Annotated in this window: 14 protein-coding genes and 2 tRNA genes; 2 read left to right on the forward strand and 14 right to left on the reverse strand. The window is 71.4% G+C overall.

Features of this window, described 5'->3' with window-relative positions:
• A partial coding sequence (locus M8J73_RS39645; RefSeq protein ID WP_249829714.1) for a PAS domain-containing protein occupies positions 1–2013 on the reverse strand: 2013 nt, incomplete at its 3' end.
• A gap of 374 nt (positions 2014–2387) precedes the next feature.
• Entirely contained in the window at positions 2388–3014 is a 627-nt protein-coding gene (locus tag M8J73_RS39650) for an SSI family serine proteinase inhibitor (protein WP_249829715.1), read from the reverse strand.
• A 357-nt stretch (positions 3015–3371) separates the two neighbouring features.
• Here M8J73_RS39650 and M8J73_RS39655 point away from each other — a divergent pair.
• Both M8J73_RS39655 and M8J73_RS39660 read left to right on the forward strand, forming a co-directional pair.
• Positions 3372–3462, forward strand: a tRNA-Ser gene (locus tag M8J73_RS39655).
• Between the two features lie 188 nt (positions 3463–3650).
• Positions 3651–3723, forward strand: a tRNA-Arg gene (locus M8J73_RS39660).
• A gap of 80 nt (positions 3724–3803) precedes the next feature.
• Here the strand turns inward: M8J73_RS39660 and M8J73_RS39665 are convergent.
• The 12 genes from M8J73_RS39665 to M8J73_RS39720 all read right to left on the reverse strand — a co-directional run bounded on the left by M8J73_RS39665 (position 3804) and on the right by M8J73_RS39720 (position 13586).
• Positions 3804–5087 (reverse strand): tyrosine-type recombinase/integrase, encoded by a 1284-nt coding sequence (locus M8J73_RS39665; protein WP_055539818.1) that lies wholly within the window; start codon positions 5085–5087, stop codon positions 3804–3806.
• Positions 5087–5284: a helix-turn-helix domain-containing protein gene (locus M8J73_RS39670; RefSeq protein ID WP_055539817.1), complete on the reverse strand. Its 198-nt coding sequence runs from the start codon at positions 5282–5284 to the stop codon at positions 5087–5089. The genes M8J73_RS39665 and M8J73_RS39670 overlap by 1 nt, the downstream gene beginning before the upstream one ends.
• Positions 5285–5464: 180 nt before the next feature.
• Positions 5465–6631, reverse strand: coding sequence for a DUF3631 domain-containing protein (locus M8J73_RS39675; RefSeq protein ID WP_055539816.1), 1167 nt, complete (start codon positions 6629–6631; stop codon positions 5465–5467).
• Between the two features lie 349 nt (positions 6632–6980).
• Complete coding sequence (locus M8J73_RS39680; RefSeq protein WP_249829716.1) at positions 6981–7883, reverse strand: bifunctional DNA primase/polymerase; 903 nt, start codon at positions 7881–7883, stop codon at positions 6981–6983.
• 88 nt (positions 7884–7971) lie between these two features.
• Positions 7972–8418 (reverse strand): hypothetical protein, encoded by a 447-nt coding sequence (locus M8J73_RS39685; RefSeq protein ID WP_249829717.1) that lies wholly within the window; start codon positions 8416–8418, stop codon positions 7972–7974.
• 169 nt (positions 8419–8587) lie between these two features.
• Complete coding sequence (gene traB / locus M8J73_RS39690) at positions 8588–10606, reverse strand: plasmid transfer protein TraB (RefSeq protein WP_055536980.1); 2019 nt, start codon at positions 10604–10606, stop codon at positions 8588–8590.
• Between the two features lie 75 nt (positions 10607–10681).
• The gene (gene traA, locus M8J73_RS39695) at positions 10682–11227 is read right to left on the reverse strand and encodes a plasmid transfer protein TraA (protein ID WP_055536978.1); all 546 of its coding nucleotides are present in this window, start codon (positions 11225–11227) and stop codon (positions 10682–10684) included.
• Positions 11228–11244: 17 nt separating this feature from the next.
• Positions 11245–11742 carry a hypothetical protein gene (locus tag M8J73_RS39700; protein ID WP_055536977.1) on the reverse strand — a complete coding sequence of 166 codons (498 nt, stop codon included), beginning with the start codon at positions 11740–11742 and terminating at the stop codon, positions 11245–11247.
• 29 nt (positions 11743–11771) lie between these two features.
• Positions 11772–12113 carry an RRQRL motif-containing zinc-binding protein gene (locus M8J73_RS39705; RefSeq protein ID WP_055536976.1) on the reverse strand — a complete coding sequence of 114 codons (342 nt, stop codon included), beginning with the start codon at positions 12111–12113 and terminating at the stop codon, positions 11772–11774.
• The gene (locus tag M8J73_RS39710; protein ID WP_055536975.1) at positions 12113–12994 is read right to left on the reverse strand and encodes a DUF2637 domain-containing protein; all 882 of its coding nucleotides are present in this window, start codon (positions 12992–12994) and stop codon (positions 12113–12115) included. The genes M8J73_RS39705 and M8J73_RS39710 overlap by 1 nt, the downstream gene beginning before the upstream one ends.
• Positions 12991–13320 (reverse strand): hypothetical protein, encoded by a 330-nt coding sequence (locus tag M8J73_RS39715; RefSeq protein ID WP_055536974.1) that lies wholly within the window; start codon positions 13318–13320, stop codon positions 12991–12993. The genes M8J73_RS39710 and M8J73_RS39715 overlap by 4 nt, the downstream gene beginning before the upstream one ends.
• The gene (locus tag M8J73_RS39720) at positions 13317–13586 is read right to left on the reverse strand and encodes a DUF6284 family protein (RefSeq protein WP_055536973.1); all 270 of its coding nucleotides are present in this window, start codon (positions 13584–13586) and stop codon (positions 13317–13319) included. Before M8J73_RS39720 ends, M8J73_RS39715 begins: the two co-directional genes overlap by 4 nt.
• Positions 13587–13734: the final 148 nt, after the last annotated feature.

Genomic DNA, 13734 nt, shown 5'->3' on the forward strand with positions numbered 1-13734 from the left:
GCGCCGCCGCCCGGTGCCCTCGGCCTCGTCGGTGCCGCCCTGCGCGGGCACGGGCGCCTCGCCGGCGGGGGATCCGCCCGCGGCGTCCTCGGCCCGGCGCCGACGACGCCCGGTGGGAGGCGCGGCGGACGCGGCCTCCGCCTCGGGGGCGTCGTCGCTCTCCAGGAACGCGTCCACGGACGACCGCCGGGCCCGACGCCGACCACCACCGGCTCCACCGACGCCACCGTCGGCCTGCTCGGGCAACGAGACCTCGGCACCGGCGGCCACGGGACCGGCGTCGGCAGGTGACTCCGCGGGGAGCGCGGACTCGTCGACGGCCACGACCGGCGGCTGCGCGGGAACCGTGCCCGCACCGCCCCCGAGCGGCACCTCCAGCACGTACGCGCTGCCGCTCATGCCCGGCACCTCGTGCGTCTGCAGCACACCGCCGTGCGCGCGCACGATCCCCTGGACGATCGGCTGGTGCACCGGGTCTCCCCCGGCGTAGGGGCCGCGGACCTCGATCCGTACGACCTCGCCGCGCTGCGCCGCCGCCACGACGACGGTGTTGTCCATGTAGCCGCCGACGGACATGGGCGCGTTGCCGGTGGCGTCGACGCCGGCGACGTCCGCGATGAGGTGCGCGAGGGCGGTCGCGAGGCGGGCCTGGTCGACCTCGGCCTCGATGGGCGGCGCGTGCACGGCGAACTGAACCCGCCCAGGCCCGACCAGTTCCACGGCGCCGTCGACACCGGCGGCGACGACCGCGTCGAGCATGACCGTCGTACGGACGAGGCCGTCCTCGCCGGCGTCGATCCGCTGGTACCCGAGCACGTTGTCGATCAGCGTGGTGATCCGCGAGTAGCCGGCGGTGAGGTGGTGGAGCACCTGGTTGGCCTCGGGCCACAGCTGCCCGGCGTCGTCGGCGGCGAGGGTGCCCAGTTCGCTGCGGAGCTGGTCGAGGGGGCCGCGCAGGGAGGTGCCCAGCACGGCGAGCAGCTGCTCGTGCCGCGCGGCCAGCGCCTCGTAGCGGTCCTTCTCCCGCTCGCCGAGCGCGGCGTACCGCTCGTCACCGGCGGCGAGTTCCTCGGCGTGCTTCTCGCGCAGCTCGGCGAGTTCGGCGGTGTGCTGCTCCCGCACGCCCTCCAGTTCCTCGGCGTGCCCCTCGGTGAGCTGCTTCAGCTCCTCCGCGTGCCGCTCGGCTTCGGCGGTCTTCTCCTCGGCGAGCTGGTCGTAGGGGCGCCGGTCGGTGAACGTCATCACGGCCCCGACGAGCTGGTCCCCGTCGCGCACCGGTGCGGTCGTCAGGTCGACCGACACCTTGTCGCCGCTCTTGGACCACAGGACCTGGCCGCGCACCCGGTGCTTGCGCCCGGAGCGCAGGGTGTCGGCGAGCGGGGACTCGCCGTACGGGAAGGGGGAGCCGTCCTCGCGGGAGTGCAGGACGAGCGTGTGCAGCTCGCGCCCTCCGAGATCGCTGGCCCGGTAACCCAGGATCTGGGCGGCGGCCGGGTTCACGAGGACGATCCGCCCGTCGGTGTCCGTCCCGACGACACCCTCGGCCACGGCCCGCAGGATCATCTCGGTCTGCCGTTGCGAACGCGCGAGTTCGGCCTCGGTGTCGACGGTGCCGGAGAGGTCGCGTACGACCAGCATGAGCAGCTCGTCATTGGCGTAGCCGTAACCGTCGTACGCCTGCTGCCCGTTCTCCAGATTCGCGCTTGTGACCTCGACCGGGAACTCGCTGCCGTCGGTCCGGCGGGCGATCATGCGGGTCGGCTTGGTCCGCCCGGTCGGGTCCATGGTGTCGGGCCGGCGCATCGACCCCGGGATGAGCCGGGAGTCGAACTCGGGGAGAAGATCCAGCAGCCCGCGCCCCACCAGGGCGGTACCCGGGGCCTCGAAGGCCTCCAGGGCGATGGTGTTCGCGTTGACGACGGTCCCATTGGCGTTGACCAGCACCAACGCGTCGGGCAGCGCGTCCAGTATGGCTGCGAGGCGAGCAGCGCCTCGGGATGGCCTGCTGCTCACGAGACGCTTCCTCCCTGTTACCGCACCTTGCCGACCGCCTGGGCCATCTTGCCAACCGGCCCGCAACGTGTCACGCGAGGGAGTCTACGGGCAGAGGTTGCGCTCGCGACGCCGGATGAGAGGGAGGTCGCACACCGAACGTAGGGAGATGCCGTGACCGTGCGTTTTGCCGAACAACGCGCTTCGCGGCACATATGTGCGGCGCCTACGACCCCCGCTCGGGCTTATGGGCATATGCCGTCGGAGTTATCGGGCGGAGAGGGGAGGGGAGAGGAGCGGGCGGGGGCGGTGCCGTCGGTCGGGTGGTGCCGCCGGTCTGGAGGTGATGTCGGCGGTCCGGGGGCGGGGGTGCGCCGTGATGGGGGAAGGCGCCGTTACTTGCGGAGGTCGGGGAGTACGGGGACCAGCGCGTCCCAGCGGGCGATCTCGCAGCCGTTGCCGCGGTCGTACCGGGCGTCGACCGGGCGGCCGGCCCATGTCCCCGTCACGTGGGCGGTGGCCGGTCCGCCGTACATCATCGTGCAGACGGCGCCCTTCTCGACGGGGGCGAAGGGGTCCTTGCCCCAGGTGGTCCTCTGGTCGAGCCGGCCGCAGGCGTCGCCGACGTGCGGATGACTGCCCCCGTCGGGGTGGCAGTGCAGCTCGAACCGCCCGTCGAGGTCACCGCCGGCACCCCGCACCGTGACGACCAGTCGGTCCTGCGGCTCGGCGAGGGGCAGCGGCAACGAGGTACGAGGGAGCAGATCCCCGGTACGGGGCAGCCCGTCGGCGGCGTACGCGGCCGGAGCGACCCCGGGCGAGAACGCTCCGGCGGCGGCCGCGGCGAGGGAGGCGGCGACACCGAGGAGGGCCCGGCGGGCGGGACGGCCGGGGGCGGCGGTGCGGGGGCTGCCGGACCGGAGGGCGACCGGGAGGTCGGAACGGCGCGAGTCCGCGACGCGGGAGGTGGCGGCGGCGAAGGGGGACGCCTGCGGCGGTGCGGGGGGAGGGCTCTGCAACATGACCTGACTAACGCCACGCGGGTCCCATGGTTGCGGCGGCCGGGCGGCCGGGAGGCCGGGCGGACGGGTGGACGGGTGGACGGGGGACGGGCGGCCGGGCGGACGGCACGCGCGGTCGAACCCCGCCCCCGCCCCTGTTTCCCTTCCGGCTCGCCGCCGACCGCCCGCCCTCTCGCCGTACTGATCCCGGACGTCCCTGACGAACCGTTCCCGAACGCTCTCCGACCCGCCACGACGTGCCATACGGCTTTGCCCTGCGGCCTCTCCGCCTAGTACCGTGGGAGGCGATTGGTGACAGCCCACTCGGCTGTGTCATCATCTGCACGCACCACTCGCGCTCGCGCGGGCGGTTGTGCGGGAGGCGTCGCCTAGTCCGGTCTATGGCGCCGCACTGCTAATGCGGTTTGGGCCTTAAAGCCCATCGAGGGTTCAAATCCCTCCGCCTCCGCGCTTGATCACTGAAGCCCCGGTCCACGCGACCGGGGCTTCGTCGTTCCCCAGAGGGCCCGCTGAGGCGTTTCCGCAGGTCACAAGGGGTGCGGCAAACGGATTTCACATGGCGACGGCAGTCATGTAATGTTCTTCCTGTCGCCGAGAGCGGGCCGAAAGGACCGGGACCGGCGAAAAACAGAACAAGCACTCGTAGCTTAACGGATAGAGCATCTGACTACGGATCAGAAGGTTGCAGGTTCGAATCCTGCCGAGTGCACACAGGTCAAAGGGCCCTTGGGATCATCCCAAGGGCCCTTTGACATCAGCCGCTGACATCAACGCGGCCGGAACGGCTAGTCACTCCTCGGCATCCGGTTCCGACTCGCCGTCCGAACTCTCCTCCGGGTCGTCCAGCCCGAGAGCATCGTCCATCCGGTCGGCGGCGGCTCGCAGCGTCGTGCTCATCACGTGCGCGTAGGTGTCCAGCGTCATCGTGATCGTGCTGTGCCCGAGCGTCTCCATGATCGTGCGAGCGTCGACACCCTGTGCGAGCAGGAGTGAGGCGCACGTGTGCCTCAGGTCATGCACCCGCACCCGTCGTACGTTCGCGTCCCGGCACAGGATGGTGAGCATCCGGTTCAAGCTCCGGGGGTCTGTGACGCGACCGGTCGTGGTAGTGAAGATCAGCCCATCCGGCTGCTCCGCTGCTGGCTGCCACTTCTTACCCGCGATCGCGCGTTCCCGTTCCTGCTGGGCCCGGTGCTGAGTGAGCGCCCGCACGCAGTGCTTCGGCAGGGACATCGTGCGGATGGACCGCTTCGTCTTCGGGGTGCCGAAGATCAGTTCACGCCGGATGCGCTGCACGTTCCGGCGTACGCGGAGCTGACCGTTCGCGAGATCGATGTCCGACCACGTGAGAGCGAGCGCTTCACCCCGTCGCAGGCCCGTCGACACGAGCAGGAGCCATAGGGCATATAGACGGTGCGGCCGGGCGGTCTTGAGCAGGAGCCGAACCTCTGCGGCGTCCAGCGGACGCACCTCCTTGGGGGTGACGGTGGGAGTCTCGACGATCCGGGCGACGTTCCGCGCGATCAACTCCTCTCGCATCGCCTGCTGTAGCGCGGACCGAAGCACGGCGTGGATGTACTGGACGGTGCGGGCCGACGGACGGCGCTCACAGCAGCGCCCCACGGCGCAGCACGACCTCTTCTCCTCGGGCCGTTCCTTGTCCGCACCCCGGAGGCAGCACAAGCACGAGCCCTTGAACTCCAAGAGGAAGCGGCGCACGTCCGTCGGCGACAATCGATTCAGCCGCTTCTTGCCGAGGGCGGGCCGGATGTACAGACGGGAAAGCCCTTCGTAGCTGTTCAGAGTGGACGGCTTGAGCCGTTCCGGCGCGACGGCGGCGAGCCAGTAGGTGAGGTAGTCGCCGAACGCCATCGTGGACTCTGCGGCCGGGATTCCCTGGCGGGTCTTCTCCTGCAACTCTGTGAGCTTGTCGGCCACTTCCTCACGGGTCTTGCCGTAGACGAACTTCCGCGTACGGGTCCCGTCGGGCCGGTAGACGTAGGCGGCGGCGTGGTAGCGGCCGTCTGCGCGCTTGGTGATCGTTCCTTCGCCGTTGGCGCGGCGCTTGGCCATCAGTCGGTCTCCTCAATGCGGTTCCGCATGTACTGGCGTACGGCGTCGACGGGAATGCGGCGGGCGCGTCCGGACGTGAAGCTTTCGAGCTGTTTCGAGCGAATGAGGTCGTAGACCTTGCTGCGACTGAGGCGCAGGGCGGACATGACTTCGGGGACCTTGAGTGCCTCGTGGCTCGGGGGCATGGCGGTGGTCATGCGGTGACTCCTCCGGGGCAGTCCTGCGGGGGCCTCTCCTGAGGGCCGCTACTTCCGCTACCTCCGCTACCTCGCAGGTCAGGGGCCTGTTTGAGGTAGCGGATAGGGGTAGCGGTAGCGGATGGGTAGCGTTGGGGTAGCGGCTCGCGGTGGCGTTTGCCGCTACCCCGTTTTTGCTGGTCAGGCCGTGTTTTCGGTGCCAGGTAGCGGAGGTAGCGGATTCTCCGGGGGTGGGGGGCAGTAGCGCTGCCACGCGTCGTGGAGATCGGTGGCGTAGTAGCCCTTGAGCACGCTTCCGCCGGTCTTGATGTTGCGGGGCGCGATGGGGTCGCCGTCGGCGGTGACGTACTCGGAGAGCATCCGGGAGAGCCGCCGGTTGTCGAGCGGCTTGCCGTTCAGATCGGCCCATGGGGCGTCATCGAGCGCGTTGAGCCGGTCGAGGATGGCGACGGTGGGCAAGCGGTCGATGCCGATCATCACGTGGTCGCGTAGGTCGGTGAGCAGCCGGATGCCGATGCTGCCTTTGTCGTTGACCTGGGATGCCTTGACCAGGGTCAGGCACGCTTCCCGTGCGCGGTGCGGCCAGTCACCGCCCGCAGCGTCTGCGATGGCGATCAGGGGTTCCCACACGTCCGCCGGTCGGTCGGCTACCCCGTCGGGCATCTCGGGGAAGGAGTCGGTGACCTGGTCCTGTACGGCCGCCGTCCACCCGGCGAGCCGGTCCCGGAGTTGGTTCCCCTCACGCACGTGGATGCGGGTGCGGAACTGCTCCACTTTCTCGTTGCGGGCCCGGCGGCGCATGCGGATGATGACCGAGCGGGTCATGATCGTGTCGGGGAGGTTGCCGAGTCCGGCGACCGCGACGGCGCAGTACGAGGGAAAGCCCTGTACCTGCTGGTTGGCGCCGTCTCCCACGCACCGGTACATCACCCGGCCACGGGTGTGGCCTGCGTTGATGAACCCTCGGAGCTGTTCGTTCTCCCCGGCCTTGGGGCCGAAGATGGTGTCGATCTCGTCGAAGAGGATGGTGGGCCGTCCGCCGTCGACCCCGGACACGGACCGGAACAGTGCGGCGGCGGAGGCGTCCACGGCCGCCATGGCGCGCGGCACGAGCGTTTCGACGACTTCCAGTGCCCGCGACTTCCCCGACCCCGGTTCGGGGGACAGGAAGGCGAGTCGGGGGGTGGAGTCGAATGCGTCGAGCAGGTGCGCGTGGGCGTCCCACAGGGTGACGGCGACGTAGGCGGCTTCGGTGGGGAAGACGTTGAAGCGGCGGTGGAAGGCTTCTACGTCGTCGAGCAGCGCGGCGCCGTCGAGGGCGGGGGTGGTGGGGGTCGGGTCGCTCATGCGGCGGCCCTCCCTTCCTGGGAGCTCCGGAGCGGGCAGGTGTCGCGGTGAGCGGCGTGGTCGTCGATCAGGGCCAGCACCTTGGCGCGGCCGACGGCGCTGCGATCCCGGCCGCACAGGCACTTTGAGGTGGCAGTGGGCACGGCGCCGCGCGGAGCGACGATGTGCAGCCACGCCACGGGGTACCGGCCGTCACCGGCCCGCGGGCCAGGGCGAAGAACAGAAGGGACGCCCTTGCGGGCGGCGCCTTTCGGCTCGCCCACGGCCGCCCGGAGCGTGCCGCGTTGGGCGGCTCGCGGGCAGGTGGGGGTGGCTTGCTGGCATTCCAAGGGGGGATGGGGCCGGGTGCTCATGCCGCCTCCCGGGGTCGGGCTTTGCGGATGGAGCTGTCCAGAGCGCTGCGGATGGTGGCGCGGCACTCCGCGGCGGTGAGTCCCCGCGCCTCCCCAGCCGCTTGGAATGCCTCCTCCACCACGTGCCGGGGGATGTCGCCCCACGCGACGAAGCGCCCCACCAGGAAGGCGCTGCGGTTGAGCGTGATGTTGCGCTGCCTGTCCGGCGCGGTGCCGACCGTGGCGCACTCCCGTTCCAGCGCGGCCAGCGCCGCGCGGCTCCCGCTGACGGCGGGGAGCCGGAGCGGCCCCACGGATCGCACCGGGGCGGGTTGCAGCAGCCTCACCAGCCACGTGGGCAGTTCAGCCACCCCGGAGCCGCCTACGGTCTCGTACGGTCCGGCGGGAGTGGTGCTGCCCGCGCCGACGACGTAGCCGCCCCACGCGCGGGTGTCGACCAGCGGGGCAAGGGTGCCCGCCGTATTGCCCAGCCGCGCCCCGGCCGGGGCGGTGAAGTACAGGTGCTCTCCGCCGCTCGCGGTCCGCGTCCGGCGCGTCGTGGGCACCGGCTGTCCGGTGCGCTCGCAGAGCGCCGCAAAGGTCGTCGCGCCGGAAGGCGCGTCCGAACTGCCCTTGCCTTTGGGCATGTCGAGGTCGACGACGACCAGCCCGGACGGGCCGGTCGCGATGCCGACGTTGTACGGGGCCCGCGCCCACGTGGCCCGGATCAGGTCGGGGTCGGTGGTCGCGCGCTGCTCCCACTTGCGGTGCCCCGTCGCGCACGGTCCGGTGCGGGGGCATGCGCTCTCGCCGTGGAGAGCGGGGCGCTTCGTGTGGGGGCGCAGGGGGAAGACGTGCCAGCCGCGTTCGGCGGCGTCCAGCGCCGCGCGCAGCAGCACGTGACGGGCATCATGGGTCATGCTGGATGTCTCCAGTTCCTTCGATGGATGCTGGCGAGCAAGGGCGGCCCCGGATTCTTTGGCGAGATGGGGGCCGCCCTTGGCGTAGCTACTGGTAGAAGCGGTTCCGCTTGATCACGGCCTTGCGGATGTTCACCGTGGTCCCGCCGCCGGTCGGCCGGGGGCCGAGCACCTGCACGGCGATCCAGCCGCCGAAGATCACGGCGGCGAGGATGATGAGCTGCTGGACGAACGCGGCCAGCGCCGCGATGAACGAGGTGAGCAGCACCAGTCCGCCGCACACGGCGGCGAACCCGATGCCCCCGAGCGCGATGTTCACCGCCGTACGCGAGACGGCCGGGCGGGCCTCGGCGGCCGGGGCGGGTGCGGCGGCGAGGGTGTAGCCGGTGACGACCCGGCCATCGGGAAGGACGATGCTCTGCACCGCCGGGACGGTGCCCGGCTCGACGGGGACGAGCGGCGCCGTAGCCGGGTGCAGGGTGATGGGTTGCGGGTGGTGGACTTCGAGGGCGCCGGGCTGTTCGGGGTGGGCCATGGGTGGTCCTTCCGGGTGGGCCGCGGGCCCGCGTCGAGGGTGTGACGCGGGCCCGCGGGCGGGTGTGACGGGTTGGTGTGCGGGGGTGTGACGGGCCGCTGTGACGGCGCGTCACACCCGCGTCTGCCTAGGGGTTTGGGTGTGACGGACCCGTCACATGTGACGGGTGTCAGGCGGCCGTGAGGGTGGGGACGATCCGCCACCGGCCGGTCGTGTTCGTCGCCTCCAACCGGCCTTCCAGCGCGGCATCCTTGAGCCGCTTGGACACCCACGAGCGAGACAGGCTGTGCTGGTCGCACCAGTCCATGAAGTCCTTCGGGCCAACGACCATGAGCCCCTGCTCCTCGAACTCCGTCAGCGCCTGGTCGAACAAACGGCGCGCTTCCTCGGGGGTGGGCTTGTGGCCGGACTCCTGGCCGAAGATCGGGGCGTCGTCGCCCGGCTCGTCGTCGGGGAGTTCGGCCTCGGGGTCGATGTGGTCGTCCTCGGGGTCGACCAGCGGCCCGTATCCGGTGTCGTCTATGTCGTCCTCCTCCACGACGGCCCGGTGGCCGCTCGGGTCGTCGTCGTCGGCGGCGGGGCGGCCGGTGTAGGCGCGGCCCGCGACGCTGGAGGCGGCGCCCGCGGTGACCGGGTCGGCGGTGGCGCCGTTGCGCTGCGCCCAAGCGGCCAGCACTTCCATGCGGGAGACGGACCGGTGGGTGAAGGCTCGTGTCCGGCCCGGCGAGGGGTAGCGGGTCTCGTCGATGCCGGGGCTGACCACGTAGCAGTAGCCGGGGCGACGGTTGCCCCACGCGCCGGGGTGGGCGCCCGCGTCGATGACCGCCTCAGGCAGGCTGAACCCCTCGTCGCGCGGGTCACAGCCGAGCGCGATCACGGACGGCAGAGACGCGCGGGTGCTGGTGGACATCTGGTCGTACGACGGCCGCTGAAGCGACACGATCAGCGAGACGCCGGCAGAACGGGCCTCCTGCGCGATCCCCGTGAACACGTCATCCCCGAGAGCACGGAGGGTGTTGGCGGCCTCCTCCATCCACGCCACCAGGAACGGCATCCCCTCACAGCCGCACGCCCGCCCGTCCGGACGGCACGTGTGCTCGGTGCTGGTCTGCCGCTGCGCGCACTCGGGGAGCCACTGACGGTAGGAGTGCTTGCCCAGCCACGCCGTACGGGCGGGGATGGCGGCCTTGACCCCTTCCACCATGACCTCAGTCGGGGTGCCTCCCTCAGCGGCCCAGTCGATCCCCGGCAGCAGCGGGCGGAAGTCCTGGAACATCTTCGGATCGGACAGCCACAGCAGCACATCCCGGCGGGACAGGATCTCCGTCTGGAGGTTCAGCGCCGCGTCACCCTTGCCGGAGCCGGTGCCCCCGGCGATCAGGACGTGCGTGGAATTCCGCTTTGCTTCCGGGGCGCCGGGCAGCCACAGCAGCAGGGGGGAGCCGTCGTCGTAGCGGCCGATCACCAGCGGTTCCGCGATCGACCCGCCCAGGTTCGACGGGCCCTCCCACTCCACGAACTCAGCCAGCATGTCCTCCGGGACGATGACCAGCTCGCCGCGCCGCTCGGAGTCCGGGTCGGGCATGTAGCGGACGGCGGACTTCGGCAGATCCAGCGCGGACGCCAGCCGGGCCAGGGTCTTGGAGACGTCGTCGTTGGTCTGCTCGCCCGGCTCCAGCGCGATCGGTGCGGTGACCCGGTTCGGCTCGACCTTGACGTTGCCGATCTGCGCGCGGGCGAGCCCCACCTTTTCCAACAGGCCCTTGTCGGTGTTCTGGCCGGTGGGTTCGTCGTTGCGGCGCAGGATCATCCGCACGTTCCACGACAGCGCCAGCACCGGCCCGCCGATCAGATACATGTCGGGCAGCGGCCCGGCCATCGGGCCCGCGAGGCAGGCGGCCGTGGTCCATGCGGAGGCGGCGGCCACGGTGACGGCGGAGTGCAGGCGGCGCTGCTGGGTGGTGGCCTTGCCCATCCACCACGTCGCGCCGGTCAGCGCGACAGAGGCGAGGGTCAGACCGACTCCGGCCGCCGCGCTCTCGGCCCACTCCAGACTGCCCAGCCCGCCCGCGATGCCGACCCCTGCGACTCCCAGCCACGGGGGCATGTGGGGCATGGCCCGGTGCAGCAGGTAGGCGCCCACACCCCCGCCGCCGGGGGCGTGGTCGGGCACGTTGTAGGTGGCCATGGTGACTCCGCCGTCCAGGTATTCGGCGCGACGCCCGCGCCGGTTGCTGCTGGTCATGAGGTGATCCCCTTCCTCTTACTGCTGGTCCCAGCGCATGACCGGGGCTTGGGGCTTGCGGGCGCGGTGACGGACGCGGTTGATCTCCTCCTCGTACTCCTGTTGAAAGGCGGAGTAGCAGGCGGCGGCGTTCTTCGCCGCGTCCCGCAGGTCGTCCGCGGCGCGGTTGAGCTTGCGGGCCACTTTCGCGGCGCGGACGCGGGAGCCGAACGCACGGCCCTCCGGGTCCGGCACGGCCGCGAGCACGCCCTTGAGGATCTCGGCACCCATCGCGACCTCAATCGACAAGGTCACGGCGGCGGCGCGCAGGGTGTTGCAGTAGTGCCGCACGTGGGCGGGGGAGGTGAACTCCGGGGACGGGAGCAGCGCTTCGGCGTGCGGGCGGCGGCCGTTCGCCCCGGCCTGGCGCTTGTTGTTGTTCACGGTGACGTTGATCGGCGGGACGATCGAGCCGCCGAGCGCGCCGACGAACCCGCCAGCGGCGGCCCCGGCATTGGCGAACTTGCCGGTCTTCGGGTCGTTCACCGGCCCGCGCGCACGCTGGCCGTTGCTGTTCTGCGCCATCAGTTGATCTCCTCAGGTCAGCGGGAGGGGCGGACGAAGAACCAGGTGGTCTGAGCCGCGATCAGGGTCAGCAGCCACAGCAGCGCCAGCGGCCCCGCCAGCGGGCCGAACCCGGCGGCCAGCGCCAGCCACGCCGCGGCGAGGGTGGCAAGCACGGCGAGACCGATCCGCCAGCCGAGCACGGAGCCGGACACGGGGCGGCGGCGCTGCATGAGCAGCACCCACAGCGCCGGGACCAGGGCGGCGGGGGCGAGGACGAGACCGGACCACCAGCCGATCACATGCAGAACGGCGGTCACCGGCCACGCCAGCACGGCCAGCGCAGTGGGGGCGAGTGCGCGGCGGAAGCGCCACAGCGTGCGGCCGACGAAGCCGAGCGCTTCGCGGGTCAGGGAGGGACGTTCGGGGACAACGATCACGAACGGGTCGGAGCGGCGCCCGCGCTGACGCGGAATACGGACAGTGTGGACACCGGCGGCCGTCTTCACGGCGCGGGTACGGGTACGGCTGGACACAGCGAAACTCCCAGGTGGACGGGGTGGATTCAGGCGACGCGCTGTTCGTCGTCGGGGTACGCGCAGGGCACGCACACCCCCAGCGAGACCGGGATGACGTAACCGGCATCCCGGCTGCACTCGGGGCACGTGCGGCGGGCGGCGTTGGCCTTGTCCAGCGCCGCCCACTTGGCCGGGGTCATGGGCCGGACGGGCTTGGCCTGCTCGACCTCGTAGAGGTAGGCGACCAGCGGCGGACGGCGACGGCGTGGACGCTCGATCTGCGCGACCACGCCCTGACCACCCGGCCGAAGGTCCATCGCGCGGAGCTGACGGAGGGTGGCCAGCCCTTCCGGCGCCAGCCGCCACGGGTAGACCGGCAGGGCGGCCATCACTCACCGCCCACGGCGACCAGATGCGGCCGGTCGGTCTCGTCGGCGCTGCGGACGGCGAGGATCTGCTTACGCGCCCACGACTCGCTCATGCCGTACGCCTCACCCAGCGCACGGGCGGACAGAGGCCGTGCGGCCTGTACGGATTCGGCGTACGTACGGCGTGCGTCCTGCCGCACACGCTCCAGCTCCGCATCCTCGAACTGAGCTTGGCGTGCGGCTTCCTCTTCATCGGTCAGCTCCGCCGTGCGGGTGGTGTGCGGGGTGTGCGGGTCTTCGGTCCGCACGGCATCCGCACTCCCGTCCACCTGCGACGATACGGCCGGAGTAGCGTCCGGCCGCGTGTCTGCGGGGGCGGTGTCGGTCAGGTCGGGCGGGGTGTCGGCGGGGGTGTGCGGACGCTGTGCGGGCTCATCCGCACGCTCTCCGTCCGGCTCGCGCACGGCGGTGGTGGGCTGGTGGTGGAGCACCTTGGCCACCAGGTCGGAACCGAAGTAGATCGACCCGACCGGGAGGGAGGTGGCCAGCAGCACCAGGGCCCAGTTTGCCGGGTCCCAGTCCGCCAGCCGCCCCCAGTCCACAGCCTTGCCGTGGAGCTCCGGCACGAGTCCGTGGACGTAGTTGAGGACGAGTGAGGCGAGGGTGTAGACGGCCAGCACCCGCAGCGCGAACCGCTTGTCACGTGCGTTGGTCAGCACCAGCGTGGCCACCAGGGCGAGCGCCATCAGACCATCGACCACGAACGGATACAGCGTCGCGGCCGTCGCGTCCGCGCCGACCACGCGCGCCACGTCCCTCAGCGCGTTCCACGACACCCGGAACGCCATGACGACCACGGCGACCAGGGCCAGCACCAGCAGCGTCTTCCCGGTCCGGTTCATGCCGCACCCCCGACCAGTTCGGGGGCCCGCACGTCGCCGTAACCGGTCAGCTCCAACGTGGCGCCCGCGTAGTCAGCGGACGCCTTCAGTACCCGCGTCCGGCCAGCGTTCTGCTCGCGGTAGACCACCGCGTCCGGGGCGATACCCAGCGCCTCCCGCCACGCCTCGAAGTCCGGCAGGTCTCGGTGGAACCGCAGCTCCAGCCGATCGGGGTAGATCGGGGACACCTGCACGTCCGGCGCCGGAAGGTGACCGAAGTCCACGGCCAGCACGCGCAGCACCCGCAGCGCGGCGGCCAGGTCGTCCAGGGTCAGGGTCTCGCTCACGCGCCCACCCCCGGCAGGACCGTGACGGCCCGGTTCGCCAGTTCGCGACGCGCGGCCAGCACCTTGCGCCGGGCCCGGCGGATGCGCTGGTGGTCGACCTCGGTCGGCGTCCGGTCCAGCAGGCTGATCCGCACGTCCAGCAACTCGACTTCTGCCACGATCAGCGGCGTCTCGACCGCGATCGCGTCCAGCTCCGCGGACGTTGGCTCGCGGTCGAACTCGTCGGCGGCGGTAACAACCGCCTGAACAGCACCGATGTGCCTCATGGGTCGTGATTCCTCTCGCAGGGTGGAACGGCCCGAACCGCACCCCCGGAGCTGCAACTCCGGGGGTGCTCGCCGTTGATGGGAAAGCCGCGCGTTGTGCGCGGTCGCGGCCACTGAGCAGCGGCCGAAGTGCCCCGCACCGGAGTCG

It is taken from the genome of Streptomyces neyagawaensis (assembly GCF_023516595.1).
GTDB lineage: Bacteria > Actinomycetota > Actinomycetes > Streptomycetales > Streptomycetaceae > Streptomyces > Streptomyces neyagawaensis.

Excerpts from the sequence above, each read along its gene's own strand:
- M8J73_RS39685 (WP_249829717.1), bottom strand. The coding sequence starts at position 8,418 with ATGGCCCACCCCGAACAGCCCGGCGCCCTCGAAGTCCACCACCCGCAA.
- M8J73_RS39680 (WP_249829716.1), bottom strand. The coding sequence starts at position 7,883 with ATGACCCATGATGCCCGTCACGTGCTGCTGCGCGCGGCGCTGGACGCC.
- M8J73_RS39705 (WP_055536976.1), bottom strand. The coding sequence starts at position 12,113 with ATGGCCGCCCTGCCGGTCTACCCGTGGCGGCTGGCGCCGGAAGGGCTG.
- M8J73_RS39670 (WP_055539817.1), bottom strand. The coding sequence starts at position 5,284 with ATGACCACCGCCATGCCCCCGAGCCACGAGGCACTCAAGGTCCCCGAA.
- traA (WP_055536978.1), bottom strand. The coding sequence starts at position 11,227 with ATGGCGCAGAACAGCAACGGCCAGCGTGCGCGCGGGCCGGTGAACGAC.
- traB (WP_055536980.1), bottom strand. The coding sequence starts at position 10,606 with ATGGCCACCTACAACGTGCCCGACCACGCCCCCGGCGGCGGGGGTGTG.
- M8J73_RS39665 (WP_055539818.1), bottom strand. The coding sequence starts at position 5,087 with ATGGCCAAGCGCCGCGCCAACGGCGAAGGAACGATCACCAAGCGCGCA.
- M8J73_RS39650 (WP_249829715.1), bottom strand. The coding sequence starts at position 3,014 with ATGTTGCAGAGCCCTCCCCCCGCACCGCCGCAGGCGTCCCCCTTCGCC.
- M8J73_RS39710 (WP_055536975.1), bottom strand. The coding sequence starts at position 12,994 with ATGAACCGGACCGGGAAGACGCTGCTGGTGCTGGCCCTGGTCGCCGTG.
- M8J73_RS39720 (WP_055536973.1), bottom strand. The coding sequence starts at position 13,586 with ATGAGGCACATCGGTGCTGTTCAGGCGGTTGTTACCGCCGCCGACGAG.
- M8J73_RS39675 (WP_055539816.1), bottom strand. The coding sequence starts at position 6,631 with ATGAGCGACCCGACCCCCACCACCCCCGCCCTCGACGGCGCCGCGCTG.